Genomic DNA, 25,488 nt, shown 5'->3' with positions numbered 1-25,488 from the left:
AAGCCGATAAAGCAATCCATTTTTGATTATTTTTATGGATTGCTTCGTCGACCTAAGGTCTTTTTCGTAATGAAGGTTGAAGCTTACGCAGTCTTCGCTAATAGACGTTGACCATATACTACTTTTAAAGTATCTTGCCTGAAACCAGCATCTATAGTCATGTATGGACTTACCCGATAATGCAAGAAAAAAATAATATATAACAGCAAAAAATCGAACGCAGTCATGTATCCGGCTTATAGTTAATAAATTACCTTAAATTTACCCTATAGCCCTGATGGAATTCGCTGGCTTACAAACTTATACTTATCATTTCATCGACTTCTAACGAGCCATTGACTATTTCAGTTTTCTCGTAAGCTAAGGTTCGTCTTATTTACCATCAATATTATCATTCTTTCGCATATTCCGGATTAGAATCTATTAAATTTCTATTTACCTATAATATTATCTCGTCAACAACTAGTTTGTACCAATTCTTTAGCTACAAACTTTACTCTCGGTATAATCATTGCCTGAACTGAGTACCGCAAACACCACCCTTGCTAGTTTGTTAGATACTGCAACAGTTGTTTTATTATGCCCATTTCGTTCAGATAAATTAAACATCCACTCGGTAAACTTGCTATAATCTTTTTTAGATTTTTGCTCTTCCGTGGTAAATCTTATTTTACTATTCAGTACTGCTCTTGCTCCTTGAATCAACAAAGTGCGTAAATATATATCACCTCTTTTACTAATGCCAAGCAACTTATCTTTGCCACCACTAGAATGTTGCCTTGGCACTAATCCTAGCCATGCTGATAATTGCCTACCATTTTCAAAACAACTAGCATTACCTATTGACGCTATTAAGGCTGTAGCAGTAATTAACCCTATACCTGGTATCGTCATTAGTTGTTGGTGATTACTATACTGGCTAGCTATAATTTTTAATCTTTGTTCTAATTCTTTTATTTTTTTATCATTCTCTAGAAATTCTTCTTTTAACTCACTAAACGTTCGATAGCTTAGCTGGCTTAAAGCTCCTTCATCTAAAATCTCAGTTAATTTTGTCATAATTTTATTAATTCCTTGCGGTATAACAAAACCAAATTCATGTAATAATCCCCTGATCTCATTAGCAAGTGCAGTACGATTTTTTACCAATCGTTGCCTTACCCTATGAATAAATAAAATATCTTGTTGCTCTACAGTTTTGATAGGCACAAACCTCATATTAGGTCTCGCTACTGCCTCACATATTGCTTCGCTATCTGCTTGATCATTTTTATTAGTTTTAACATAAGGCTTAACAAATTGTATAATGGTCTCCATATTTTGGACACAAAAATAGAAGAAATGAGATAGAATTCTTTAGCAAAAAAGGAGAGCTAGAGATGAAAAAACAAGTAAGGCAATATAGTGCTGAGGAGAAATCAAAAATTGTCATAGAGACAATCAAGGGCGAGCTAACAATAGCCCAAATAACTAGTAAGTATGGTGTTCATACAACGCAGATAAGTAATTGGAAAAAACAGGGGCTTGAATTATTAGTACAAGGCTTTAAGAGTAAAACACAGAGTGCTGATCCAAATCAGCAGGAGTTAATCAAGAATCTATATGAACAAATTGGACAGTTAAGTGTAGAGCGTGACTGGCTCAAAAAAAAATCTGCATTGTTTGGACTTAAAGGTTAGGTGTAATATGATAGAGCCTAATCATAATAAATTAACAATTATACAACAGTGTAAGTTGTTGGGTATTAGTAGGTCAACCTACTACTATCAACCTACTGCTATTAGTGAACAAGAACTTAAGATCATGGCAATAATTGATGAGACCTATACTATGCATCCATATTATGGTATGCGACGGATGGCTAAATATTTACAAGCCCAAGGTTTTTCGGTAGGTCGTAAAGCTGTTAGACGTTACTACCAAATAATGGGTCTTGAAGCTGTTTATCCTAAAATGAATTTGAGTAAAAGAAATCAGGCACATAAAATATATCCTTATTTATTAAAAGATTTAGAGGGAACATACTCAAATCAAGTATGGTGTTCAGATATCACTTACATAAGGTTGCAACAAGGATTTGTTTATTTGGTAGCCATTATGGATTGGCACAGTCGTTATATACTTAGCTGGCGGGTATCTATTAGTTTAGAAAGTACTTTTTGTGTAGAGGCTCTTGAGGAAGCTATAGAACAATATGGTATACCAAAGATTTTTAACACAGACCAAGGAGTGCAATTTACGTCTGAGCAATTTATCTGTATTTTAAAAAAATATAATATTCAAATAAGTATGGATGGCAAAGGTAGAGCTTTGGACAACGTGTTTATTGAGCGATTTTGGCGTTCGTTGAAACAGGAAAAAATTTATCGAATAATTTTAACAATTGTAAAGGAGGCAAAAGCAGCTATTAAGGAATATATCGATTTTTATAACCACGAAAGAATGCACCAAGCATTGGGGTATAGGACTCCTAGCTTGATGTACTATAAACAAAAAGTTGCATAATAGTGACAATAATAATTTCATGGGAATTATATCTCTAAATTGCTAAATTTTTGTCTAGACAAAGGAGACCACCATACTTTAATACTACTCAATTAGTGCTGGCTCTTACGACTAATGAAGATGGATTACCGCTTGGTTATGAGATGGGTAATTGAAGAACAATTTAGAATCAATAAGCATAATTGGCAAATGCGACCAATTTTTCATTGGACAAGTAAGAGAATTGAAGCACATATTGGTATGTGCTATATGAGTTTTGCTGTGCTTAAACAAATAGAATATAAAGTAGCACTTACCCAAAAAATCAGTGTAACTAATATAGTTGAGTTATTAGTAGAAGTTCAATCTTCAATTTTAAGGCATACAACAACAGGAGATTTGTATAGGCTACCAGGCAACATGAAAAATGATGCGAGGAAGATTTATAAAACCTTCAATCTTAAACGCTCAGATGCTGTAGAAATATATCTAAAATAAGCAAATAATGTTGTGCCTAAAAATCTACAACCCTTACAAACTAAGGCTTACAGGACTCCCTCTTAATAAAAATTGCGGAAGTCGGGGGCATTTTTAGATACCTACTTTCGTAGGGATAACAACCATTGTCCTATATTTTATTCAAAACACGTTAGCTATACATAAACTTAACGAGTCCTCTCATTCTTATTATGAGCTAGCTTCCTTGTAACAGGGACTCTAGGAGTCACTGGAGGTTTTATAATTTCATGTGCTAGAAGCCTCCTTATAGTAGGCTTAAGCTCTATAGGAGTAGGTTCTGTAGTTGAAAATAGTATTTTATCAAATGAGTCTGGGTTTATTTTCCTAAGTTCTACTAACCCTTGGGTTCAATCTTCTTAAGAGCAACATCTTCTTTTATTCCATCCTTTTTATTCTCATCTAGAAATTTGGATAATTTTGCTTCTAGAACACTGTCAGACATTGCATGAGACCAAATGGCTTCGTTAATTTTGTTTTCAACAAATTTATCGCTTTTCTTTTCTTCAACGCTTTTTACTGCTGCAGAAATTTTTTCTAGTTGGCTATTGTCAACAGTAAACTTCTTATTCCACAAACTAGTATTACCCTTCTTCACAAGCTTGTCTGTAAGATTTTTTGCTAAAATATCTGTATTCTTTTTTAGATATTCAGGATCAAGAGCAGACAAAACTTCTGATAGCTTACTTTCAATTTCTACCCGCTGTTCAGATTTTATTTTGGCATTTTTTTCTTTTAAAATCGCATCAATTGCCTTAGAAATTATCGGCGAGCTTATTTCCGTGTTGATTTTCTTGTTCGGTTTTTCTTCTGGAAGAACAATCGATTCAGGCTTCACTGACTGCTCACTTTTTTTACCATATTTCTCAGTTAGATGATTGAGAACATTGTGTAGTGATTCAGTAGAAATACTCCAATCTTTGAAAAGATTCGAACCAAAAGTTTTATGCTTTTCAATATTTTCTGCAAGCTTCGGTATTATGTCTCTTTTGTTTCTTCGTAGATCATCAGGATCAAGTTTGATCAATTCCTGAAATAATTGTTTAGTAATTTTTTCTTTCTGCTTGTCTGGAATATCATTTCCTGCTTTAATTTTATTAACAACTTCTTGTACTACTTGTTTTACTTCTAATTCAAATGCCTTGCCATCCATATCTTTAAGAATGCTGTTAATAGAATTAGCGAATTGCAGGATATTTTCTGTTGTAATTTTCTTGTCATCTAGTATACCCCAGTTGCCTTCAACACCGCCTACTGTAAAAAATTTAAGAGTTTCTTCATTAATCAACTTGACTAGTTCTGGAAATTTTTGGTGTGATAACATAGACAACATAGCTTTCTCTAGTTCAGGCGGAATATCATGGATATAAGGTGTAATCTTGGAAAAAAAGGCTTGTCCCTTGTCGGCATGTAGAAAAGTAGGTTTTCCATTTTCATCCTTGTCCATAATCCTTGCATCTATAAACAGCTGATCAATGAAACGTCTATTTAGAAGCTTCCTAATTCCCTCATTAGTTGATAATCGCCCTGCTACTTCTTCCTGGTAATTTTTCATTTCCTTCTTAAAATCAGCAAAATATTCCGAATCAATACCTTCTTTAACCATTTTTTCAATTTTTGTATTTATGGCTTTTATAGTTTCTGGTAAGCTCTTAACATCTCGTGCATTTTTTCCACCATAATCTTTCTCTGCTTTCTCTTTTGTTAAAAAACTTTTACATGCTGTAGAAAAATCAGACTGGTTAATGTCAATAATCCCTCCATTAGCTCTTGCTGCAGTTGCAAATGCATCCATAAGAAAACCTTCGTTAGATATTAAGTTCTTCCGAAAAGTTTCGATAATATTAGCCACTTTTGTTGCGACGGCACTTTTTTTGCCTTTAACATCAACACCTTCGTCACTATCGTAGCCAGAATCATTACCATCATCATCTATCATAAATACATCCTATCATTATTAAAGGTACGTTATAATTTTGCCAAACACTATCAGTAAAGTGTAATAGCTTTTTAATGTCAAACAAAAAATCGAAAAATAGAGATATTTATTGTACTCTAATCTCATATCTCATATATATATTATGATTTGGAGAATTGGAATATGGTAGAAGATAATTACTCAAAAATAATCTGTTATAATAATACATCATTGTGTAAATATTTAGAAAAAGAGCAACTAGTTTTAGTCGGGGGATGTTTTGATTTATTGCATTATGGTCATATACAATTTTTACGTAAAGCCAAAGCTCAAGGAAAACATTTAATTATAGCTTTGGAACCAGATGAAACTATTACGAATTATAAAAAACGTAGAGCCATCCATAGTCAATTGCAGCGTGCCGATATCTTAAGTAGTTTAAGCTTTGTTGATAAAGTAATTATGTTACCTCTACTTAAAGGTTTTGATGACTATAATCAATTAGTACAAAATATTTGCCCATCGATAATCGCTGTAACAAAGAATGATCCTCAGCTTAGTAATAAGCGTATTCAAGCTAAACTTATAGGAGCCCAACTAATTGAAGTTACTGACTTAGTAAAAAATCAAGAGATACAGGTGGTGTTTAGTACCGATAATATACTCAATATGATTGACTCATATGACCAAAAAATGGACTATGCCTATCCAAAATTGGCACGAAGCTATGGCTCATTTGATGATTAAATTTGAGGAATATATGTTTGGTAAACTAATCCTAGGTTCTGTTGACAAAATTTTATGTTAAGTTATCAGAGTAGAATAAAGAAGTTGCAATAGTAAGAAGAAATGGTAGTTTCTAGTTATCGAAACCAAGAAACTACCAATATGAAGTATTACATAGAAAACCAAGCATGGGAAGCAATTTTATCATTTTTTAAGAAAAAAAAAGCTATACACAACAAGAATGAGGAAAAAATAAGACAGTTTATTGAAGCAATATGGTTTATTGCTAGAACAGGTTGTCAATGGCGTCTTCTGCCTGATTATTATGGTTGTTGGTACAGTGTTTATCGCAGATTTAAGAGATGGGTTGACAAAGGTATATGGGAAGCTTTAATGGATCATGTTAAAGTAGATGTAGATATGGAATCAATGATGATTGATGCAACTATTGTAAGAGTACATGCTTGCTCATCTGGATATATTAAAGGTAATCAAGAGGAAGCAGCTTTAGGTAGAAGCAAAGGTGGTTTTAGTACTAACCTGGATATTGCATGATAGATAATAAGCCAATTGTTCTAGCCCTTGTCTTATAAGGGCTAGAAGCTAAAATATAATAAATTTTAAATATACAATTTGTATTTTTGTATAATTCCTCTGAACCCCTTATATTACAAGGGATTCAGAGGTGAATTTTGCTACCTTTGTGCAATATCCAGGCTAAAATTCATGCCCTCGTTGATGCATTGGGTAACCCACTGAAGTTTTATACTAACTGCTGGGCAAAGAAATGATATCACTCAGGCTGAAAATCTTACTAAAGATGTTCAGAATACGACGGTGATAGGCGATAAAGGATATGATAGTAGTGCGTTTGTAGAAAGCTTAGAAAATAAGGGGTGTGAGGTTGTTATACCACCAAAATCTAATCGTAAAGTACAACGTGAATATGATAAACATATTTATAAAGAACGCCATTTAATTGAATGCTTCTTTGGTAAAATCAAACATTTTAGGCGTATATTTTCTAGGTTTGATAAAGCCCCAGCCACCTTTTTAGCCTTTCTAAATTTCGTTGGAGCTTTAATATGGTTACGTTAAAAATTTTGTCAACAGAACCTAGTGCTTTAGACTATGCATATTATTTGATTAGGTGATTTCAGCTGGTTTTGCCAATTTTTCAAAATACAATAATCCATAAGCAAAACCGATAATTGTCGGAATCATAATAAACCATATTCCCCAATTGCCAAAATATTCAGTAAGGTAGACAAAACCAAAGGAGCTAATAACATACATCAAAGTACGAGATGCAGCAAATGTTATGCTAGCACAGGTAAAACGTTTAAATACAGGAAAGCTTTTTAAAAAAATGGGAGTAGCAGGGCTTATACATTTCTCAAATAAAACTACAACGAATTGAATCAGAAATAATTGATGAGGCGAATTAAGATTATTCAACAAATACGGACAAAATATCATAAAAATAGAAAATATTAGCAGTATAATTTTTATAATTAATAATGGAGAGACTTTTAAACTTAAATAAGATAATATTAATAGGGTTAACAGCTCCATTAGACAGACAATAAAATTATGATTAATAACCTCAAACATTGTATAAGCAAAGCTAGTTTTTAAAATATTACTACAATGTATATAAGTAAAATAAAAACATAATGGTAAAGCACATTGTAATAAAAATAAAGCTATTACGGTTTTTTTATTAACTTTTTCTTGCCAAGCAAGCTGGTCTAAAATACGTGTATCGGTATTAGTTCTCTCAAAAATTTTTTGTATTCGACGTTTGGCATCAGCAAAGTCTGGTGCTTCTCTAAGTTTGGTTCTGGCAACAGAACCAATTAAGGCAACTGCTGCACCAATCCAAAATGCTACCCGCCAGTTAAGAATATTAGAAGTAACAAGTGAGGCAATGCCTAAAGCCGCTAACGTTCCTAGAGAAGCACAAGCTCCCATTAACCCTACACTTGCATATTGTATTGGTGGATTAAGCATTTCTGTTACATAAAGTTCTGCTCCTACTATTTCACCCATAGAAGATATACCTTGAATAGCCCGGCAGATGGTCATTACCCAAACCGCTGCACTTCCTATCTGTGCATAAGTAGGCAAATTAGCCATAACAATACATGAAAGTGCCATCATAAAAGTTGTGATGATAATTGTTGATTTACGCCCGATATTATCACCCACCCAACCAAATATTAAGGCTCCAATAGGTCGAAAAACAAATGTAGCACAAAAGGAAAAAGCTAGCATTAAAGAGTTTGTATGAATATCCGTAGGTTCACAAAATAATTCATTAAGAAGCCCTGCCATATGAACATAAATCATCAAATCAAAATATTCAAGGAAGGTTCCTATTGATAGTAACCCTACAGCTTCTTTTTGTTCTTTTTTAAAACTTGTTTGTTGTTGTGGATACCTTATCATTTGTTCTCATCAATAGACTAAATGTTGATGATAACAAAAAGAAAATAAGATTAACAGTAAAAACTAATAATATTACAAATGAAATTAATAATTTTTTAATTGTAATACTATTACCACAACTAACGCTCAATAAAGCTTGAACAGTCTGGGAGAAATTTCTTTGACATATTCGCTATATAGCTCAGGGTAATCACCTTTGAACTTTGCTAGGTCAAATGTTCTGCTGGTGTAGTTTTTCCATGAGACAAGAACATTATCCCCCATTTTTAGGTAAATATGGAATTGCATATAGTTCATCACTTCTAGCTTTATGCTCTCTTCTGTACAAAGTAGCTGTTGATGTATTGTATCCAACCTATGCAATTCTTCCACTTTTTCAGCTATTACCTCATTTGCCTCAATGATATTTTGGCTGGCAACATTATCACTAGAAATAGCGTAATGTTTTCTTGCCTGTTCAACAGTTTGCGGCATAGTTTCAGTGGTATAGTCAATTGATGAGAAGTTGGTGACGTCGTCACTCGTCGCTCGCCTATTACTTATAGGCGTCGCTCCATCGTTCCTAGCCCCAAATTCTCCTGAAATAATGGTATGGACCTACCCTATATACAGAATGAGAAGCATATGCTAATCTTCTAGGATAGGAAATGAATCCTAAACAACAATAAGGAGGCCCATATGGAAGTTACCACAATTGGTATAGATATTGCAAAAAGAATTTTTCAAATTCACGGTGTAGATAAAAATGGTAAGACAATATTAAAGAAAAAATTAATGAGAGAGCAGGTTCTAACTTTTATGGCTAACTTACCAAAATGTCTAGTAGGCATGGAAGCTTGCGGTGGAGCTAGCTATTGGGCAAGAGAATTAACAAAATTAGGTCATACTGTAAAACTAATAGCTCCACAATTTGTTAAGCCTTATGTTAAAACTAATAAAAATGATCAAGCAGATAGCGAAGCAATATGTGAGGCAGTAGCGAGACCTAATATGAGGTTTGTGCCTATCAAAACTGTAGAGCAACAAGATATTTTATTTATTCATAGGGTAAGGCAACGATTGGTAAAAAATCGTACTGCACTTGCTAATGAGATCAGGGGATTATTACATGAATTTGGTTTTGTTATACCGCAAGGAATCAATAAGATTATGACAAAATTAACTGAAATTTTAGATGAAGAGGGTTTAAGCCAGCTAAGTTATCGAACGTTTAGTGAGTTAAAAGAAGAATTTCTAGAGAATGATAAAAAAATAAAAGAATTAGAACAAAGATTAAAAATTATAGCTAGCCAGTATAGTAATCACCAACAACTAATGACGATACCAGGTATAGGGTTAATTACTGCTACAGCCTTAATAGCGTCAATAGGTAATGCTAGTTGTTTTGAAAATGGCAGGCAATTATCAGCATGGCTAGGATTAGTACCAAGGCAACATTCTAGTGGTGGCAAAGATAAGTTGCTTGGCATTAGTAAAAGAGGTGATATATATTTACGCACTTTGTTGATTCAAGGAGCAAGAGCAGTACTGAATAGTAAAATAAGATTTACCACGGAAGAGCAAAAATCTAAAAAAGATTATAGCAAGTTTACCGAGTGGATGTTTAATTTATCTGAACGAAGTGGGCATAATAAAACAACTGTTGCAGTAGCTAATAAACTAGCAAGGGTGGTGTTTGCGGTACTCAGTTCAGGCAATGATTATACCGAGAGTAAAGTTTGTAGCTAAAGAATTGGTACAAACTAGTTGTTGACGAGATAATATTATAGGTAAATAGAAATTTAATAGATTCTAATCCGGAATATGCGAAAGAATGATAATATTGATGGTAAATAAGACGAACCTTAGCTTACGAAAAAACTGAACAATCCAATGGCTCGTTAGAAGTCGATGAAATGATAAGTATAAGTTTGTAAGCCAGCGAATTCCATCAGGGCTATAGGGTAAATTTAAAGTAATTGATTGACTATAAGCCGGATACATGACTGCATTCGATTTTTTTGCTGTTATATATTATTTTTTTCTTGCATTATCGGGTAAGTCCATACATGACTATACAAGGACACATAGTAAAATTACCAGGACATATTTTCTTGTTAATTGAACTACATATCAAGTTTTTCGTTTCTTCTCCACAATCAATTAAATTTGATATCATCTTAGTTAGACTATTAATAAATAATTCATTTACCCCCACAGTGGGAGTTCTAATATATTCTATCCCATATTTGTCAGCTATTTTTCTATATTCAATATCTAATTCTACTAATGTTTCAACATGCTCTGATACAAATGCTATTGGAACTATTATAAGAGGTTTATTTTCTTTACCAGCTATTTCAATTTCATCCTCTGTGTTAGGTTTTAACCATTCCACCGGACCAACACGGCTTTGATAAGTTATTTTATAATCTAAATTATCTATGTTAAGATTAGACACTATATTTTCTACGGTTTTTTCAATTTGCCATTGATAAGGATCACCTGCTTTTATTATTTTTGTAGGCAATCCATGAGCTGAAAATAATATGCGAAAAATATCTTTGTTTTTTAACTTTTTTAATGATTTTTTTATTAACAGTAAGTGAGATTTAATAAATTGATCATCAATGGGATAACAACAAATAGTTTTAATTGGTATATCTAAATTTGAATGTATATTTTTTTGGAAAGAAGATACAAAATCTTTAATCGAAGACCCAGTAGTAGTGCTAGAAAAATGTGGATATAATGGTAATAATATTATTTCTGAAGGATTATATTCATTTATTCTTCTTACAGCTTCTTCAGAATTAGGGAAAAAATGACGCATTGCTATAAAAACTCTAAAATCATCATTTATAGTATTTTTTAACTTTTCTATAATGGCATCTTTCTGAGATTCTGTTTCCTGTAAAATAGGTGACTTATTACCTATTAGAGAGTATATTTTTTGAGATTTTTTATTTCTGGTAATTGATATTATTTTAGCAATAATAAATCTTAGAGGATTTGGTAGATTAATAATCGCTCTGTCATAAAATAAATTAAATAAGAACTGCTTAACTGAGCTTAAACTCTCTGGTCCACCAAGATTAAAAAGTACAATAGCTACTTTTTTTTGAGAGATTTTAATATCTAAATTTTCTGACATAATTAACTAAAAACTCAACATTTTCAACTGGTGTATTTGGTAATATACCATGTCCAAGATTAAATATAAAGTTCTTTTTTTTAAAATTTAAAATTATTTTACTAACTTTTTCCTCAATAATCTCTTGATTAGTAAGTAATATAAAAGGATCTAGATTACCTTGTACAATAATTTTTTCGCTCCATAATTTCATAGAACTAACCGGTACAAATTGATCCACCCCAATAACATCTACACCAGTATTATTAATATATTTTTCATATAAAAGCCCAGAACCTCTTGGAAAACCTATAATAGGTAAGTAAGGAAATTGTTCTTTTAAAGCTATTACTATTTTTTTTGTTGGTTGTATAACAAACTGGTCATATTCTGTCTCTTCTAATATCCCTGCCCATGAATCGAATAATTGTACTAAGTCCGCTCCAGCTCTTACTTGTCCTATTAAGTGGATAATAGTCTTCTCAGTGATAAAGTCTAGAAGTTCTTGTGCTAAATTATTATTTTCATAAATAAATCTTTTACTTGTCTCAAAATTTTGTTTACCTCTTCCTTCAAGCATATAAGTCATTACCGTCCATGGACTACCGGCAAAGCCTATTAGTACAGTATCAGTTGGCAAATTTGCTTTAATTTTATTTATTATCTCATAAACTACATTTAATTTTTCACTAGAATTTTCTTTAAGATATTTAAAATCTTCTTTTGATTGAAATTTACGTAATATTGGTCCTATATTTTCTTCAAATTTAACATCCCAGCCTAGTGCATCAGGTAAAACAAGAATATCAGAAAAAACTATAGCTGCATCAAAATTATATCTTCTTATGGGTTGTAAGGTAACTTCTACAGCCTTATTAACATCATAACATAAATTTAGGAAACCACTAACAGTTTTTCTTATTTTTTGGTATTCAGGTAAATATCTACCAGCCTGACGCATTAGCCAAATTGGAGTATAATTATTATTTTTCTTAAAAGTTTGTAATATCTGGTTCATAAATATAGTCCATATTAATCTATATAGTTATATAGTATTTTTTTAGTTGTTGTAGAGATTGTTTATATGTAGATATATTATATATACACGTAGTTATACACATTTTTTATTGTTAAATTACTTAGTATAATATATTGATTGTAATTATTACTCACATTATTTATATAATTATTTTTTAAGTGGATAATTATAGTAATTTATGTGTTTAAAGTTAGGAAACGTGATGGATATTGGATATCTAGCATTTTACACACAAAATTATCCACAAAGTTATTCTTTGTATTTTATAGGTTATTAACCTCTTGATACATGATATATATACCTAATTACTGGTTAATTTTAATATAGATATTAAAGTATGAATAAAAAATTATCCACAAATACTAATAAGTTATGAACAAGCTAGTTATTCACTTGGTTTCAGACTCTTCAGTACAAGCAGTTAAGCATGCAGCTCATACTGCTTTGTCACAATTTAGTAAAATTGAGTCAAAATTATATCATTGGCCAATGTTAAGAAATGTAGAATTGTTGAATGAGGTTTTGAGAAAAATTAAAATGAAGCCAGGCTTGGTATTATACACTATTTTAGATTATGAACTAAGAAGAAATTTAACTAAATTTTGTTATGATTTGAAAATTCCTTGTATTTCTGTCGTAGGTAGAATCGTAAAAGAAATTTCAGCTTTTTTAGGTGTAGAAACAGAAGGAAGTTTAGTTTATGATTATGAATTTGATGAAAGTTATTTTGATAAAATTCATGCTATTGATTATACATTTAGACATGATGATGGTCAGATGACTAGTGAATTAGACGAAGCTGATATTATTCTGGTTGGTCCTTCTAGAACGTCAAAAACACCTACTTCTGTATATTTAGCATATAATGGATTTAAAACGGCAAATATACCTTATATACATGGTTATCCATTTTTAGATATTTTAGGAAATGTAACAAAACAACTTATAATTGGTTTAGTTATTGATCCAGCTAGATTGATTGAAATAAGAGAAACTAGAATGCATTCTTTACAGATAAGTGATAATACTAGCTATACTAATTTTAAAGTAGTCCAGGAAGAATGTATGCAAGTAAAACAAATTTGCGAACAACAAGGATGGTCGGTAATTGATGTTTCAAGAAGATCTGTAGAAGAAACTGCTTCTGTGATTATGAAACTTTATTATGATCGTAATAAGTCTGTTTTAACAAATTATGCTAAATAGCGAATGTTTAAAAGTACAAGAGGTCATTGCGAGACCACATAGTGGTCGTGGCAATCCATTCTCCTCGCAATGACGCTCGAATTACATATTGTTATATGATTAAAGAATCACCTACTAAATCAACGACAGGATTAGGATGAAGATTATCTAAAACATATTGATCTGCTTCAGACCAACTGTTTGATAATTCTTGTTTTGGGACATATCGTGCATTAAATTTCTCAAACCATTGTACAGTTTTGTTACCACATATTCCATCAACTGAAATATTATAACCATGATTTTTTAACTGAGATTGAACATTAGAAACTGTTTCTCCTTGAGCATCCTTGCGTATTAGTATTTTTTCTTGTTGTTCTTTTGTAGTGTCTATAAATTTACCAAAAACATCTTCTGCAAGAGTTTTCCAAGGAAAGAGTTTTCCAGGTGCCACATGTTTTTCAGCTACTTCACCAAGACCAACAAGATCATCCTTAATATTTAAATCAGGATATCTTTCTTTAATATCTGTAAGACATGCTTTTAATCTGTCTATTTGAGAAGATGTAAAATTACTTTCTGAATCATTAACAAGCATGATAGATATGCCAAAATCATTAACTTTTTCTTGTCCTTTCCAACTACTATTGCCGGCAAAAAATGTTTTTGACTCTAAGTCATTATGATATTGATATTGTTTACCATCTTTATCTATTATGTAATGTACACTTGCTCCTCTTCCTTGCAAAGCAATTGATGCTTGGTCTAATGTTGGGCTAACTGAATAGGTTAGCACAACACAACTTGGTTCTATTCCTTCTCTAGGTGCAGAAAATTTACAATGATTAGTACGACTAATACCATTATTTTGCTTACTCATTTGATCCTCCTCATGATAATTTTAATTTTCTTGAAAGTATTAAATATGTACATATGGCTAACCAAATAACATTACACCAAATTTAGATGTCTATTAGTCAGAAGCTAGTAATTAATAACGATGAAGTAACCCAGGAAAATAATCAGAAATGGTTTGCTTCATAAAATTATGCCCCCTGATAATAGATAGAGTAATGCTAATCGGATAGCTATACTTAAAAAAGTATAACTATAATCTTGGCTTGTGCAACAAGTTATTGCTAATATGTAGGAACTATTGTATCTTAAAATTTATGATATATTAGTGTGTTTAATAACTAAATAATTAAGGGACTATGACAAGTAATATAACAGATGATTCTTTTGATAAAGAAGTTTTACAATCTACTGATCCTGTATTAGTTGATTTTTGGGCTGAATGGTGTGGACCATGCAAAATGTTGACTCCTATTCTTGAAGAATTGAGTAAGGAATTGGTAGGAAAGGTAAAAATTGTTAAAATGGATATAGAGCAAAATCCTAATATACCTTCAAGTTTAGGTATCCGTGCTATACCTACGATGATTCTATTCAAAGATGGCAAACAATTAGCTACTAAGACTGGGTTATTTCCTAAAAATGCTATTGAAGAATGGATTGATTCTTCAATAAAAATGTAAATCATGTTTTTAGTATATGACGTCTAAACTAGTATCTATAGAAATAGTTGATGGTTTTGTTGAAGGAATCAACAATCAACAAAGAGTAGAAAGCTTAAGGCGTTTTCTTATTAAAGGTGGTAGTATTTTTCCTTCGTCAATTCCTATCTTAAATAATATAAATTTTTCCTGTAAAACAGGTGAAAGAATTGCCTTTATTGGTAGTAATGGTTCTGGAAAAAGTTCTTTGCTTAAGGTAATTGCTGGAATTTATCCATTAAAATTTGGAACAGTTAAAGTTCATGGTGATTTTGCCGCTATCATTGAGACTGGCATAGGATTTGAGTTAGAACAAACTGGCAGAGAAAACATTAAAATGCTTATGCTTTATAATAATATGTTAAGTAGATACAGTAAAGAATTAGAACAAGAGATTATAATTTTTTCTGAACTAGGTAGTAAGATAGATTTACCAGTAAAAAATTATAGTTCTGGTATGTTATCAAGATTAGCTTTCTCTGTATCGGTTTTTCAAGATGCAGATATTCTTTTGCTAGATGAAATTTTTGCTACTGGTGATAGTTATTTTGTTGAAAAATCTACTAATTTTATGAAGAATAAGTTACAAAATATACCAATTCTAATATTAGTAAGTCATCAGGAAAATATTATTAGGGATAATTGTAATAGATGTATATTATTAAAGGAAGGTAGTATTATCGCGGATGGCAATCCAAGTGAAATATTAGAAATTTATAATAGTGGGAATTACTAATGTTAAAGTATTTTTTTTCCAAAAAATACTGGTTGGCAGTAATATTATTAACCCAAGCTTCTATATCTCGTCAAAATAAAGATTCTTTCTTGGGTTCATTATGGGGGTTAGTTCAGCCTTTTGTCTATATAATAACTATTTCATATTTTGTTGGATTTTTACTTAAACAACCAAGAGAAACAATGATTATGAATTTAGTTGGAGCTATACCATTATGGACTTTTATTACTACTAGCTTAAATATATCATCAAATTCATTAATTAGTCGTAGTGGAATTATAAAAAAGATCATAATTTCTAGAACTATCTTTCCTATATCGGATAGTTTGGCACAAGTTTATACTCTAGTTTATTCATTTGCAGCTATGTATATAGCTTTTATCATCTTATATCCTGAAAGACTTAGTGTAAATATATTTTTTGTGCCAATTCTTGTCTTACCGTTAATTATTTCTGTATGTAGTAGCTCTATTGCCTTTGCATTTTTAACCCCATATATACGAGATGTTCCTCAAATTTTAAATCTAATTTTTAGTGTTGTATATTGGAGTATACCAATAGTGTATCCATATTCTATGGTACCAGAATCAAAAAGGATACTCTTTGAAATTAATCCTATTTTTCTTGTTATAAGACCAGTTCAATTCCTAGTAACAGAAGGAATACTGCCAGATGCATTCATGATTATCAAGTCTATTATTGTAGCTGTTATTGTTACCTTCTTTAGTTATATTAGTTATAGGTTTTTTGCTAAAAATGTCATATATTATGTATGATGTTTTAATCAATAATTGCAAGATAGTGCAAATTTTACAACTAAAGTCTCATAGTACATTAAAGGATCAGCTATATGACACTTGCTTTTGGATTAAATTTTGCTGATTTAAACAATTTACAAGGTCTAAAAAAATTAGATAACATTTTTTTAAATTTCCTGCGTAGTAATAATCATTCTCTCTATCAAATTATTTTATCATTAAGAGCCAATCCTGAGCAAGTTAATCAGAAATATTACTCAGATTTTTTATTAGAAATTTCACCTATTTTAGATGATTTTTTAGCTGAATTATTTGCTATAGAGCAAGAAATAGCCAATATAAGATTTAGTCATAAAGAGTTTGATCTAATTTATGAATGTAAGAGAAAATTTGTTCAGTGTATCGCGGTAAAAAAATATCCTTATGAAAAATTACAGGAGATTGATTTTACTAATGTGTCAAATTCTCTAAAAAAACTTCTGGGAATAGAATGTTATCCATGTAGTATATGTCATCCCTGCGAAAGCAGGGATATAGATTCCCGCCTACGCGGGAATGACAAAGGAGTGTATGAGAATGACAAAAGTGATTTTACAAATAAGTTTGCTCGTCAAGTAATGGAATGGCAATTAGATGCTGAAAAATATGCTTTTGAGTTAGATATAGCAGCAAAATATGCGGCTTTTATGGTTTACAATAATGTTGAAAGCCAATTATTTTCTCTACCCCAAAAAATAGATAAAGATAATCTAATAGACCATGAAAAAGTCGCTAAGTATAGAAACAATGCAAGAATAGGATTTGATTATTTAGATTCTACGTCCAATCTAGATGTGGTTTTAAATAATACTCATTATTGTATCTATTGTCATAAACAAGAAAAAGATTCATGTTCTAAAGGGTTATTATCAGCAATATACTCAAATCAGAAGAGTATGCTGTCAAAGTCAGGATGTCCGCTGAAGCAAAAAATCTCTGAGATGAATTATGTAAAATCAAAGGGATTTAATCTAGCTGCCCTTGCTATTATTATCATTGATAATCCAATGGTAGCTGCTACTGGTCACAGAATTTGTAATGATTGTTCCAATGCTTGCATCTATCAAAAGCAACAAGCTGTGGATATTCCTCTTGTTGAATCTAATATCTTAGGGACTACTCTGCTTCTGCCTTATGGGGTAGAAATATATTTATTACTTACCAATTGGAATCCGCTTAACATTTTTGCTCCTTTACCAAATCTTCCAACTAATTATAAGGTTTTAGTAGTTGGTCAAGGACCAGCTGGCTTTAGTTTAAGTCATTATTTATTACGGGATGGGCATGATGTAGTAGCCATAGATGGTTTAAAAATCACCCCATTGCCTTTTGATGTTAACCAACCTATTAAATATTGGTCTGATTATAAAAAAAACTTATCAGAGAGAATACCAGGAGGCTTTGGCGGAGTAGCTGAATATGGTATTACTCCAAGATGGGATAAAAATAATTTGACGATATTACGTCTGATGTTACAAAGAAATAGTCGGTTTAAGATTTTTGGTAGTGTAAGCCTGGATAGCAATATAACTATGGAGCAGGTATACCATTTGGGATTTGATCATGTTGCTTTGTGTACTGGGGCTGCTAAACCCAAAATCGTTGAGATGAGAAATTTTCTTGCAAAAGGTGTTAGAACAGCTTCCGACTTTCTAATGACCTTGCAATCAGGAGGAGCTTTTTTAGAGCAATCTATCACTAATTTACTTATCAGGATGCCTATTATCATTATTGGTGGTGGATTGACCGCTATTGATGCAGCAACTGAAAGCTTAAATTATTATAAATTACAAGTAGAAAAGTTTCTAAAGAACTATCAGTTATCAGTTGTAAAGAATGGTAAAAAGCACACAGAGCAACATTGGACAAATGAGGATAGATTAATAGCTGAAGAATTTATTTTGCATGCAAAATTATTTAAGAAAGCACAAACTAGACAATCTATCAAGCAAATCCTAGACGAATTAGGCGGAGTAACAATTTGTTATAGGGGTAAATTAAAAGATTCTCCTGCCTATAAGTTAAACCCTGAGGAAGTGATGTATGCTATAGGGGATGGTGTAAAATTTGTTGAGGATATGATACCTTTAGGTATTGATGTTGATCAGTACAACTATACCCAATCGATAGAGTTTGATAATTTAGGTGTAAGAAAAAAATTTAAGGCACGAACTGTACTGATGGCAATAGGTATCGATAAAGAGGTAGTAAATAATCATTTAGAAGATATAGTCAATTCAGGAGAATTTGGGGCTAGGAGCGATGGAGCGACGCCTATAACTAATAGGCGAGCGACGAGTAACAACGTCCCCAATTTCTCATCAATTGACTATAATGTAACATATTTTGGTGATTGTAATCCTTTATACTCTGGAAGTGTGGTTAAAGCCATAGCAAGTAGTAAAGAGGGATATAAAAATATAGGAGAAAAACTTACCAAAAATAGTCCAATTTTTCCTGGTAGTTATATAGATTTCTTTGCTAAACTAGATTATCTATTAACGAGTCGTATTGAAGAGGTTAATATTCTATCTGATAAGATAGTAGAGCTTGTAATACATTCTCCTCTTGCTGCTAAGAATTTTCAACCAGGGCAATTTTTCCGTTTGCAAAATTATTCTAGTGATATTGCAAAAATTATTGAACCTTTGGCTATTGCTGGAGCTTATGTTGATTCAAAAAATGGGTTAATTCATTTGATAGTTTGGCAAAGTGGTAAATCAAGTAATTTATGTAGATATTTATCGAAAAATGAGCAGGTAGTACTAATGGGACCTAATGGTAAGCCAACTGAGATATTGAAAGATAGTAATATAGTTCTTATTGGAGGAGGGGTTGGAAATGCTGTTTTATGCTCAATAGCCAAGGCTCTTAAAAATAATAATTGTAAAATTATATATTTTGCTGGTTATAAAAATTTACAAGATAGATTTTATCAAGAAAAAATTGAAGAATCAGCTGATATAGTAGTTTGGTGTTGTGAAGAGGGGATTTTATCAAAAAATCGGTCGAAAGATATTAGTGTTAAGGGTAATTTGCTGTATGCTATAATGGGGTATTGTTCTCTCTGGGAGAATTTGGCTATAGATAGGATAATAGCCGCCGGTGTTTCAGAAATGATGCAAGCTATAAGAGATAAAAAAGATGATTTTTTTGGTAAAAAACCCCAACTAATAGTAAGCATTAATTCTCCTATGCAGTGTATGATGAAAGGCATTTGTGGGCAATGTATTCAAAAAATTACAGACAAAAATAGATATATTTTTACTTGTGCCTGCCAGGAGCAAGATGCAAAAATAGTCGATTTCATAGGGCTTAAGAGTCGTTTAGAACAAAATTCTCTGCAGGAAAAACTATGATTAATTCCTCAACGGTATATATATTGTAGTTTTTATGCTATGTATAGCTTTAAAACCTAGATAAACTGAAATACGTTCAATGATTATCTGTTGATAGTATGATATTTCTAAGGCGATGCTTGAATTTTCTGCTTGTACGTGTAAAATATTTATTAACTGTCCTTTCTCTTTAGCTTTAACTATTTTTAGAGGAATAGTTTTGCTACTAAATTTTGATCCAACAATCTTACTCCAATTAATCATAATTTCTGCAAGCAATGGGTGCTGTTTGCCAAAGATTCGTCTAATAATTATGTTGATGTCATGGCTGAGTGGTTTCATGGGCAAAATTAATGATTGTAACCATTACTACTAATACAGCAAAAATAGTTGATACTAAAGGAAAATGCAGAGAAGTGATGGATAATACCATCAGCAATATATTGCATATTATAATTTTACACACTACTTCCCTATGACTTTTACCATTTTTCACTGCTTTTTGAAAAAAATGCTTTAAATGAGGTTGCCAAATCTTCTCCTTATTAAGTAGCCTAATTAATATAGTTAGTCCTCCATCTGTCATGTAATATAAACTAGCAATAGATGAAGCAATAAACAAATCAATACTAGAAGCTGAAATAAGTAACAAACATAAACCTAGTAAGAATCCTAAACTTATACTACCTACGTCCCCTATAAAGATTTTAGCAGGATGCCAGTTAAATATCAAGAAACCTATCGAACATCCCAATATAATGATGTTAAGTATAATTATAAAATTTGTATTTATTATTGTATCATACTTTAAATAACAAAGTATCAATATAGTGATAGATAAATGAATAGATTCGGCACCACTAATACCATCTATCCCATCAAGAAAATTGTAGATATTTAAAAAGGTAGTCAAATATATTATAGATAGTACAAAATCAATATATAATGGTAATTCATGATGAAATAATAATGCCGGAGATAAAAAGAATACAATGCTTATTGTAGAACAAATTATATGAATAATTAGTCTTATAAATACGGGAACGGAGATAAGATCATCTAAAAATGAAATTGTAGAAATGATCAGCAATAAAGGTAAAATTTTAATCGAATTTATTAGTGCTTTTGTTGTAAAATATTCGTAAGAGATAAGACCAACTATTACCACTATTACTATAGCAATCCCACCTCCTCTTGGTGTAATTCTATTATGTACTCTACGTGGATCCGGTATATCCACCATTCCAAAAGAGGGAAGATTGAAAATCAATAGCCAAGTAAAAAAGCTTGTTGCTATAAAAGATAACAAAAATAAAAAACTATAATTAATAAAATCACTCATAACAACATATTAGATTTAAAACTGAAATATTCATTAGCTGCGATAATCACGTGGTCATGAACAGATATATTCACATTAGCACAAGTTTCTACTATTTTGTGTGTTAGTTTTATATCAGTATTTGAAGGTTTGCTCACACCACTTGGATGGTTATGTACTAATATAATTGCACCAGCTTCATTAAATAAAGCTCTTTTAATTATTTCTCTTGGATATATTGTTGCCTGATCTATGGTTCCTTGGCTTAAAACTTCATCAGCAATCAGGACATTCTTTTTATTTAGAAATAAGATACGAAACTGTTCTGTCTTCATATTACCCATAGTTGCTTTCAGATAATCTATTAGAATGCTCCAAGAGCTAATGACATTTTGATTTATTACTTTTTGTTTTAGCATTCTATTAGTTAATTCACGCATAGTAACAAAATTTATGTATAAATTATCATTAGTCCCCTTAATATTAAGTAGTTTTTCTTTATCTGTATTTATTAAATCAGCCAGACTACCAAATCGCGTTAGTAATTCCTTCGCTAATGGTTTTACATCTTTTCTAGGTATTACAGAAATAATATCATTTCAAGTAATTCATAATCCGCAAGATTCTCTGCAGACATAACAATACGTTGCCTTAGACGTTGTCTATGTCCAATATAATGAGGAGTATCATCTTTCATATTGTTCTATTATAAATCTATTTTATAAGGTGGATATGTCAAGTGTTTTGGTGACAAAGTAAAAATGTCAAAACCATCTTTGGTTACCCCCAAACTATGCTCAAATTGTGCTGATAATGATTTATCACTTGTGGTAACTGTCCAATCGTCTAATTTACTTAGATGGGTAGAGTGATGTCCAGCATTTACCATTGGTTCAATAGTAAAAAACATACCTTCTTCTAATACCAAGCCAGTGCCAACTTTCCCGTAATGTAGAACATCCGGTTTTGTATGGAATATACGCCCTATCCCGTGACCAGTATAATTTCTAACAACTGAATAATTATGCTTCTCAACATAAGTTTGTATAGCATTTCCGATAGTTCCTAAATGTACTCCTGGCTTCACTAGTTCAATTCCTATCATCATAGCATCATAAGTAACTTGCACTAAGCGTTTTGCTTTAATTCCTACATCACCAACGTAAAACATTCTACTAGTGTCACCGTACCATCCATCAACAATTACGGTAACGTCAATGTTTATGATATCACCATTCTTAAGGAGTTTATCATTTGGGATACCATGGCATACTACATGGTTAACAGAAGTGCAAATTGATTTTGGGAAGCCATTATAGTTTAAAGGTGCAGGGATTGCATTATTGGATACAATAAAGTCATGGCAAAGATCATTTAAATAAATGGTACTTACCCCTGGTTTTACATAATTAGTAATGAAATCTAAGGTTTCCGCAGCAAGTTTACCTGCAATATGCATTTTCTTAAAGTCTTCGGCTGTATGAATGGTTATAGTCATAAAATAATTAACTTTTTTTATTAAAATTATCTATTGAAAGTAGAAATATATACTAAATTTTCACTTTTTTAAATTATTATTTGAATTTCATTGGATCTTTTTCAACAACCCTGACTTTATAGAAGCTATAAGATAGAGTTATTGTCTCAACATCATTCATTTCTTTATCTTCCTCAAAATCAGAGTCTATAAAAAATGTTACGGGCATTAACATTTTCTCTTTTGCTTTTAATAACTGTTCTTCAAAACAAAAACAATGTATTTTAACAAAATATTTACCGGCTTTATTGGGTGTAACATTATAAACGGAAGTTCCTATTATATCATCGTTGCTTAGATTTTCAGACTCGTAAAAAATTAGTGTATTTTGTCCTGGAATAACTGTAGCCCTTCTTTGTTTAGGAATAAATCGCCAAGGTAAATTACTATCAACATTAGAGTCAAATTCTATAGTTATCACTCTAGTTCCCTTTTTAGGGGAATATATATTAAATTCCTGTTTTACGGTGGTGCCACCATAACCAGTGACTTTACAAAATAAATTATAAATTGGTATCGATGCAAAGCTTAAAAAAACCATACTAAATGCTAAGCTAACTAAGGCTAAGGCAAACTTCCTATTGGAACGTCTATTAGAATCTGTAAACATTTCTCTCTATTTGGATTAGCTCTATTGTAAAAAATCAAATTTTAACTTTTTACGAAAAGTCTATTTAAAATATCTTAAACTTATGATATTATATACTCGTTTTAATAAAACAACCTATTTTAAGGTATTATATGACTAACAAAATCAGTGTGCCAGTAATTTCTGCAGAATCAGGATTTTATCAATATTTGCAAAAAATTAATAAAGTTCCATCACTGTCACAAGAGGAGGAATTTTTACTTGCTAAAGCCTATCTTGAACAAAATGATCTAGAAGCTGCACATAAGTTAGTAACTAGCCACTTGAAATTAGTAGCAAAAATTGCCATTAGATATAGAAATTATGGACTACCTCTAAATGAGCTTGTATCAGAAGGGAATTTAGGTCTTATGCAAGCAGTAAAGAAATATAATCCTGATTTAGGTTTTCGTTTGTCTACTTATGCTTTGTGGTGGATTAAAGCTTCAATCCATGAATATGTCTTGAGATCTTGGTCTTTGGTTAAAATGGGTACTACAGCAGCACAAAAAAAATTATTCTTTAGCCTTGGTAAAATTAAGCATAAAATTGCCAACCTATATTCAAGGGCTGTCACAGATCAAGATTTTGTTCAAATTGCTCAAGAACTTGGAGTGACTACCAATGAAGTTAGTGAAATGAATGCTAGATTATCTGGTCCGGACTTATCATTGAACAATTTAGTAAATGGTGATGATAATAGTAGTAGCGAATTAATTGAATTTTTACCAGAAACTCGCCCAAGTCAAGAGCTAAGATTGATTAGCCAAGAAGATTCTGCTAATAAGCATAACTTGTTAACCCAAGCGATGAAGATCTTAAATGATCGTGAATTACATATTCTCACTGAGCGTAAATTAACAGATTCCCCAAAAACCCTCGATATTCTTAGTATAGAATATAAAATTTCTAAGGAAAGAATTAGACAGATTGAAAACACCGCTTTTGAGAAAGTAAAAAACTTTATACTTCAGCAAATGCCAAAACCTGTTTAAAAGTCTATTTAGATATATCAGTCGTCATTGCAAGGAGACCGTAAGGTCGACGAAGCAACTCATTTTTCTGTCATATCTGCTCGACTTAGTGTCATCTCTGCTTGTCTTAATTGTCATCCCTGCGAAAGCAGGGATCTAAAGATTCCCGCCTACGTGCATATGCGTCATTGCGAGAAGGCGTTAGCCGACGAAGCAATCCATAAAAGTAACCAAAAATGGATTGCCACGACCTACTTGCGTGGTCTTGCAATGACAAAGGAAATTTTAAATAAAATGGTAGTTTTTCAATATTTTATGCAGTTATTGTTGTAAATATCATTGACAACAATAAATTTTTATGCTAAGATAATAATGGACGATTGGATCAATTAATTAGTGATCGTCGCAAAGTCGATAGTTATTGTTAATTTAAGGAGATATAAGTATGAAAATATGGTCTTTATCCCATGTGGTGTTCGTTGTTGGTGTGATGTTATCTTTTAGCAGTTATGCCGATCAGAAAAAAGAGGACGTGACTAATAAATTAGGTTCAGACCAATGTCCACAAATTACTGAGAATAGTTGGAATTTTGCACCCTATGCAAAGTGTCATTTTGATTTACCCAATCAAAGAATGGGTGGTAGTGAACGGAGTTGTGCCAGCTTTGTGGATGAGAATGGCAAACCGATTTCTCCTACATTTCACATTGATTATGCACCCGGCAGCATTAGACCAGAGATTAAGGGATGTGATGTAAGTGAAGATACCAAAGGTCATATAGTAGCTAAAAACTGTAGTAGTATTGATCTTGCTCTATGTGGTAATAATAATGATAAGGTGGATATAAATATTATTAATCCTAACAATGTACATATCGTTGGGATTAGTTGTGGTACAGGAGTATGTGGGTCACGAGGTAAGTAATTTTATATGGCTAATCCGGGATTAAGTTAGTTTACTATGGATAAATGCTAATCTGGTTAGCTATAGTCAATTTAGGAGGATTGGGGGCTAGGAGCGATGGAACGCATAAGCGTCAGTTTAAGAAAATAAAGTAAAAAAGTCGTCATTGCGAGGAGACCGTAGGGTCGACGAAGCAATCCAGAAAAGTGATTAGAAATGGATTGCCACGCCACCTACGGTGGCTCGCAATGACGACTTTTTTACTT

The 25,488-nt window shown here is 31.7% G+C and carries 27 protein-coding genes; 15 read left to right on the top strand and 12 right to left on the bottom strand.

Annotation, left to right across the window (positions count from 1 at the left end; translation table 11 throughout):
- Positions 1-480 precede the first annotated feature (480 nt).
- A complete protein-coding gene (locus AAGD20_RS03395) occupies positions 481-1,317 on the bottom strand; it encodes an IS110 family transposase (RefSeq protein ID WP_410520908.1) in 837 nt (278 codons plus the stop codon).
- A gap of 62 nt (positions 1,318-1,379) precedes the next feature.
- Between AAGD20_RS03395 and AAGD20_RS03390 the strand changes: the two genes are divergently transcribed.
- From AAGD20_RS03390 to AAGD20_RS03380, 3 genes are all read left to right on the top strand, one after another.
- The gene (locus AAGD20_RS03390) at positions 1,380-1,679 is read left to right on the top strand and encodes a transposase (RefSeq protein WP_341748941.1); all 300 of its coding nucleotides are present in this window, start codon (positions 1,380-1,382) and stop codon (positions 1,677-1,679) included.
- A gap of 7 nt (positions 1,680-1,686) precedes the next feature.
- Positions 1,687-2,505 (top strand): IS3 family transposase, encoded by an 819-nt coding sequence (locus tag AAGD20_RS03385; RefSeq protein WP_341748686.1) that lies wholly within the window; start codon positions 1,687-1,689, stop codon positions 2,503-2,505.
- Between the two features lie 138 nt (positions 2,506-2,643).
- A complete protein-coding gene (locus AAGD20_RS03380; RefSeq protein WP_341749382.1) occupies positions 2,644-2,982 on the top strand; it encodes a hypothetical protein in 339 nt (112 codons plus the stop codon).
- 355 nt (positions 2,983-3,337) lie between these two features.
- Here AAGD20_RS03380 and AAGD20_RS03375 read toward each other — a convergent pair whose 3' ends face one another.
- The gene (locus tag AAGD20_RS03375; RefSeq protein ID WP_341749381.1) at positions 3,338-4,939 is read right to left on the bottom strand and encodes a hypothetical protein; all 1,602 of its coding nucleotides are present in this window, start codon (positions 4,937-4,939) and stop codon (positions 3,338-3,340) included.
- 162 nt (positions 4,940-5,101) lie between these two features.
- Between AAGD20_RS03375 and AAGD20_RS07095 the strand changes: the two genes are divergently transcribed.
- From AAGD20_RS07095 to AAGD20_RS03360, 3 genes are all read left to right on the top strand, one after another.
- Positions 5,102-5,665, top strand: coding sequence for an adenylyltransferase/cytidyltransferase family protein (locus AAGD20_RS07095; protein ID WP_410520907.1), 564 nt, complete (start codon positions 5,102-5,104; stop codon positions 5,663-5,665).
- Between the two features lie 102 nt (positions 5,666-5,767).
- Positions 5,768-6,199, top strand: a complete 432-nt coding sequence (locus tag AAGD20_RS03365) for an IS5 family transposase (RefSeq protein WP_341749380.1) — start codon at positions 5,768-5,770, stop codon at positions 6,197-6,199.
- A gap of 210 nt (positions 6,200-6,409) precedes the next feature.
- The gene (locus AAGD20_RS03360) at positions 6,410-6,742 is read left to right on the top strand and encodes a transposase (RefSeq protein ID WP_341749438.1); all 333 of its coding nucleotides are present in this window, start codon (positions 6,410-6,412) and stop codon (positions 6,740-6,742) included.
- A 48-nt stretch (positions 6,743-6,790) separates the two neighbouring features.
- Here the strand turns inward: AAGD20_RS03360 and AAGD20_RS03355 are convergent, their stop codons facing one another.
- Together AAGD20_RS03355 and AAGD20_RS03350 are read right to left on the bottom strand one after the other, a co-directional pair.
- The gene (locus tag AAGD20_RS03355; RefSeq protein WP_341749379.1) at positions 6,791-8,095 is read right to left on the bottom strand and encodes an MFS transporter; all 1,305 of its coding nucleotides are present in this window, start codon (positions 8,093-8,095) and stop codon (positions 6,791-6,793) included.
- Between the two features lie 126 nt (positions 8,096-8,221).
- Positions 8,222-8,569 (bottom strand): hypothetical protein, encoded by a 348-nt coding sequence (locus AAGD20_RS03350; protein WP_341749378.1) that lies wholly within the window; start codon positions 8,567-8,569, stop codon positions 8,222-8,224.
- Between the two features lie 204 nt (positions 8,570-8,773).
- Between AAGD20_RS03350 and AAGD20_RS03345 the strand changes: the two genes are divergently transcribed.
- The gene (locus AAGD20_RS03345; RefSeq protein ID WP_341749377.1) at positions 8,774-9,823 is read left to right on the top strand and encodes an IS110 family transposase; all 1,050 of its coding nucleotides are present in this window, start codon (positions 8,774-8,776) and stop codon (positions 9,821-9,823) included.
- Between the two features lie 301 nt (positions 9,824-10,124).
- On the opposite strand, the gene hemH is transcribed toward AAGD20_RS03345, so the two are convergent.
- The gene (gene hemH, locus AAGD20_RS03340; RefSeq protein WP_341749376.1) at positions 10,125-11,228 is read right to left on the bottom strand and encodes a ferrochelatase; all 1,104 of its coding nucleotides are present in this window, start codon (positions 11,226-11,228) and stop codon (positions 10,125-10,127) included.
- The gene (gene hemE, locus AAGD20_RS03335) at positions 11,206-12,225 is read right to left on the bottom strand and encodes a uroporphyrinogen decarboxylase (RefSeq protein ID WP_341749375.1); all 1,020 of its coding nucleotides are present in this window, start codon (positions 12,223-12,225) and stop codon (positions 11,206-11,208) included. The genes hemH and hemE overlap by 23 nt, the downstream gene beginning before the upstream one ends.
- Positions 12,226-12,618: 393 nt before the next feature.
- On the opposite strand from hemE, the gene AAGD20_RS03330 reads away from it, so the two are divergent.
- Positions 12,619-13,452 carry a pyruvate, water dikinase regulatory protein gene (locus tag AAGD20_RS03330; RefSeq protein WP_094649726.1) on the top strand — a complete coding sequence of 278 codons (834 nt, stop codon included), beginning with the start codon at positions 12,619-12,621 and terminating at the stop codon, positions 13,450-13,452.
- Positions 13,453-13,543: 91 nt separating this feature from the next.
- Here AAGD20_RS03330 and AAGD20_RS03325 read toward each other — a convergent pair whose 3' ends face one another.
- Positions 13,544-14,311 (bottom strand): N-acetylmuramoyl-L-alanine amidase, encoded by a 768-nt coding sequence (locus AAGD20_RS03325; protein WP_341749374.1) that lies wholly within the window; start codon positions 14,309-14,311, stop codon positions 13,544-13,546.
- Positions 14,312-14,645: 334 nt separating this feature from the next.
- Between AAGD20_RS03325 and trxA the strand changes: the two genes are divergently transcribed.
- The 4 genes from trxA to AAGD20_RS03305 all read left to right on the top strand — a co-directional run bounded on the left by trxA (position 14,646) and on the right by AAGD20_RS03305 (position 19,879).
- Positions 14,646-14,969 carry a thioredoxin gene (gene trxA / locus AAGD20_RS03320; protein WP_094649137.1) on the top strand — a complete coding sequence of 108 codons (324 nt, stop codon included), beginning with the start codon at positions 14,646-14,648 and terminating at the stop codon, positions 14,967-14,969.
- A gap of 16 nt (positions 14,970-14,985) precedes the next feature.
- Complete coding sequence (locus AAGD20_RS03315; protein WP_094649138.1) at positions 14,986-15,723, top strand: ABC transporter ATP-binding protein; 738 nt, start codon at positions 14,986-14,988, stop codon at positions 15,721-15,723.
- Positions 15,723-16,499 carry an ABC transporter permease gene (locus AAGD20_RS03310; protein ID WP_341749373.1) on the top strand — a complete coding sequence of 259 codons (777 nt, stop codon included), beginning with the start codon at positions 15,723-15,725 and terminating at the stop codon, positions 16,497-16,499. Before AAGD20_RS03315 ends, AAGD20_RS03310 begins: the two co-directional genes overlap by 1 nt.
- A 74-nt stretch (positions 16,500-16,573) precedes the next feature.
- Positions 16,574-19,879, top strand: a complete 3,306-nt coding sequence (locus AAGD20_RS03305) for a palindromic element RPE2 domain-containing protein (RefSeq protein WP_341749372.1) — start codon at positions 16,574-16,576, stop codon at positions 19,877-19,879.
- Here AAGD20_RS03305 and AAGD20_RS03300 read toward each other — a convergent pair whose 3' ends face one another.
- From AAGD20_RS03300 to AAGD20_RS03290, 3 genes are read right to left on the bottom strand one after another with little or no spacing between them, the layout of a single operon-like run.
- Positions 19,880-20,200, bottom strand: coding sequence for a DUF721 domain-containing protein (locus AAGD20_RS03300; RefSeq protein WP_341749371.1), 321 nt, complete (start codon positions 20,198-20,200; stop codon positions 19,880-19,882).
- Entirely contained in the window at positions 20,181-21,200 is a 1,020-nt protein-coding gene (locus AAGD20_RS03295; RefSeq protein ID WP_341749370.1) for a UDP-phosphate alpha-N-acetylglucosaminyltransferase, read from the bottom strand. The genes AAGD20_RS03300 and AAGD20_RS03295 overlap by 20 nt, the downstream gene beginning before the upstream one ends.
- Positions 21,197-21,703, bottom strand: coding sequence for a RadC family protein (locus AAGD20_RS03290; protein WP_341749437.1), 507 nt, complete (start codon positions 21,701-21,703; stop codon positions 21,197-21,199). The genes AAGD20_RS03295 and AAGD20_RS03290 overlap by 4 nt, the downstream gene beginning before the upstream one ends.
- On the opposite strand from AAGD20_RS03290, the gene AAGD20_RS03285 reads away from it, so the two are divergent.
- Positions 21,633-21,818, top strand: a complete 186-nt coding sequence (locus tag AAGD20_RS03285; protein ID WP_341749369.1) for a hypothetical protein — start codon at positions 21,633-21,635, stop codon at positions 21,816-21,818. The genes AAGD20_RS03290 and AAGD20_RS03285 overlap by 71 nt on opposite strands.
- Before the next feature lie 67 nt (positions 21,819-21,885).
- On the opposite strand, the gene map is transcribed toward AAGD20_RS03285, so the two are convergent.
- Together map and AAGD20_RS03275 are read right to left on the bottom strand one after the other, a co-directional pair.
- Positions 21,886-22,677 (bottom strand): type I methionyl aminopeptidase, encoded by a 792-nt coding sequence (gene map / locus AAGD20_RS03280; RefSeq protein ID WP_341749368.1) that lies wholly within the window; start codon positions 22,675-22,677, stop codon positions 21,886-21,888.
- A 76-nt stretch (positions 22,678-22,753) separates the two neighbouring features.
- Positions 22,754-23,326 carry a cytochrome c oxidase assembly protein gene (locus AAGD20_RS03275; protein ID WP_094649145.1) on the bottom strand — a complete coding sequence of 191 codons (573 nt, stop codon included), beginning with the start codon at positions 23,324-23,326 and terminating at the stop codon, positions 22,754-22,756.
- 131 nt (positions 23,327-23,457) lie between these two features.
- On the opposite strand from AAGD20_RS03275, the gene rpoH reads away from it, so the two are divergent.
- Complete coding sequence (gene rpoH / locus AAGD20_RS03270; RefSeq protein WP_341749367.1) at positions 23,458-24,339, top strand: RNA polymerase sigma factor RpoH; 882 nt, start codon at positions 23,458-23,460, stop codon at positions 24,337-24,339.
- Between the two features lie 424 nt (positions 24,340-24,763).
- Positions 24,764-25,243 carry a hypothetical protein gene (locus AAGD20_RS03265; protein ID WP_341749366.1) on the top strand — a complete coding sequence of 160 codons (480 nt, stop codon included), beginning with the start codon at positions 24,764-24,766 and terminating at the stop codon, positions 25,241-25,243.
- The last annotated feature ends 245 nt before the right edge of the window (positions 25,244-25,488 follow it).

Origin of the sequence: Candidatus Tisiphia endosymbiont of Sialis lutaria, assembly GCF_964026535.1 — a bacterium.
GTDB lineage: Bacteria > Pseudomonadota > Alphaproteobacteria > Rickettsiales > Rickettsiaceae > Tisiphia.
The sequence above is the reverse complement of the archived record's forward strand: the minus strand, read 5'-3'. Positions and strand labels throughout refer to the sequence as shown.

Coding starts and splice junctions, on each gene's coding strand:
- AAGD20_RS03395 (WP_410520908.1), bottom strand. CDS start 1,317: ATGGAGACCATTATACAATTTGTTAAGCCTTATGTTAAAACTAATAAA.
- AAGD20_RS03390 (WP_341748941.1), top strand. CDS start 1,380: ATGAAAAAACAAGTAAGGCAATATAGTGCTGAGGAGAAATCAAAAATT.
- AAGD20_RS03385 (WP_341748686.1), top strand. CDS start 1,687: ATGATAGAGCCTAATCATAATAAATTAACAATTATACAACAGTGTAAG.
- AAGD20_RS03380 (WP_341749382.1), top strand. CDS start 2,644: ATGAGATGGGTAATTGAAGAACAATTTAGAATCAATAAGCATAATTGG.
- AAGD20_RS03375 (WP_341749381.1), bottom strand. CDS start 4,939: ATGATAGATGATGATGGTAATGATTCTGGCTACGATAGTGACGAAGGT.
- AAGD20_RS07095 (WP_410520907.1), top strand. CDS start 5,102: ATGGTAGAAGATAATTACTCAAAAATAATCTGTTATAATAATACATCA.
- AAGD20_RS03365 (WP_341749380.1), top strand. CDS start 5,768: ATGGTAGTTTCTAGTTATCGAAACCAAGAAACTACCAATATGAAGTAT.
- AAGD20_RS03355 (WP_341749379.1), bottom strand. CDS start 8,095: ATGATAAGGTATCCACAACAACAAACAAGTTTTAAAAAAGAACAAAAA.
- AAGD20_RS03350 (WP_341749378.1), bottom strand. CDS start 8,569: ATGCCGCAAACTGTTGAACAGGCAAGAAAACATTACGCTATTTCTAGT.
- AAGD20_RS03345 (WP_341749377.1), top strand. CDS start 8,774: ATGGAAGTTACCACAATTGGTATAGATATTGCAAAAAGAATTTTTCAA.
- hemH (WP_341749376.1), bottom strand. CDS start 11,228: ATGTCAGAAAATTTAGATATTAAAATCTCTCAAAAAAAAGTAGCTATT.
- hemE (WP_341749375.1), bottom strand. CDS start 12,225: ATGAACCAGATATTACAAACTTTTAAGAAAAATAATAATTATACTCCA.
- AAGD20_RS03330 (WP_094649726.1), top strand. CDS start 12,619: ATGAACAAGCTAGTTATTCACTTGGTTTCAGACTCTTCAGTACAAGCA.
- AAGD20_RS03325 (WP_341749374.1), bottom strand. CDS start 14,311: ATGAGTAAGCAAAATAATGGTATTAGTCGTACTAATCATTGTAAATTT.
- trxA (WP_094649137.1), top strand. CDS start 14,646: ATGACAAGTAATATAACAGATGATTCTTTTGATAAAGAAGTTTTACAA.
- AAGD20_RS03315 (WP_094649138.1), top strand. CDS start 14,986: ATGACGTCTAAACTAGTATCTATAGAAATAGTTGATGGTTTTGTTGAA.
- AAGD20_RS03310 (WP_341749373.1), top strand. CDS start 15,723: ATGTTAAAGTATTTTTTTTCCAAAAAATACTGGTTGGCAGTAATATTA.
- AAGD20_RS03305 (WP_341749372.1), top strand. CDS start 16,574: ATGACACTTGCTTTTGGATTAAATTTTGCTGATTTAAACAATTTACAA.
- AAGD20_RS03300 (WP_341749371.1), bottom strand. CDS start 20,200: ATGAAACCACTCAGCCATGACATCAACATAATTATTAGACGAATCTTT.
- AAGD20_RS03295 (WP_341749370.1), bottom strand. CDS start 21,200: ATGAGTGATTTTATTAATTATAGTTTTTTATTTTTGTTATCTTTTATA.
- AAGD20_RS03285 (WP_341749369.1), top strand. CDS start 21,633: ATGTATAAATTATCATTAGTCCCCTTAATATTAAGTAGTTTTTCTTTA.
- map (WP_341749368.1), bottom strand. CDS start 22,677: ATGACTATAACCATTCATACAGCCGAAGACTTTAAGAAAATGCATATT.
- AAGD20_RS03275 (WP_094649145.1), bottom strand. CDS start 23,326: ATGTTTACAGATTCTAATAGACGTTCCAATAGGAAGTTTGCCTTAGCC.
- rpoH (WP_341749367.1), top strand. CDS start 23,458: ATGACTAACAAAATCAGTGTGCCAGTAATTTCTGCAGAATCAGGATTT.
- AAGD20_RS03265 (WP_341749366.1), top strand. CDS start 24,764: ATGAAAATATGGTCTTTATCCCATGTGGTGTTCGTTGTTGGTGTGATG.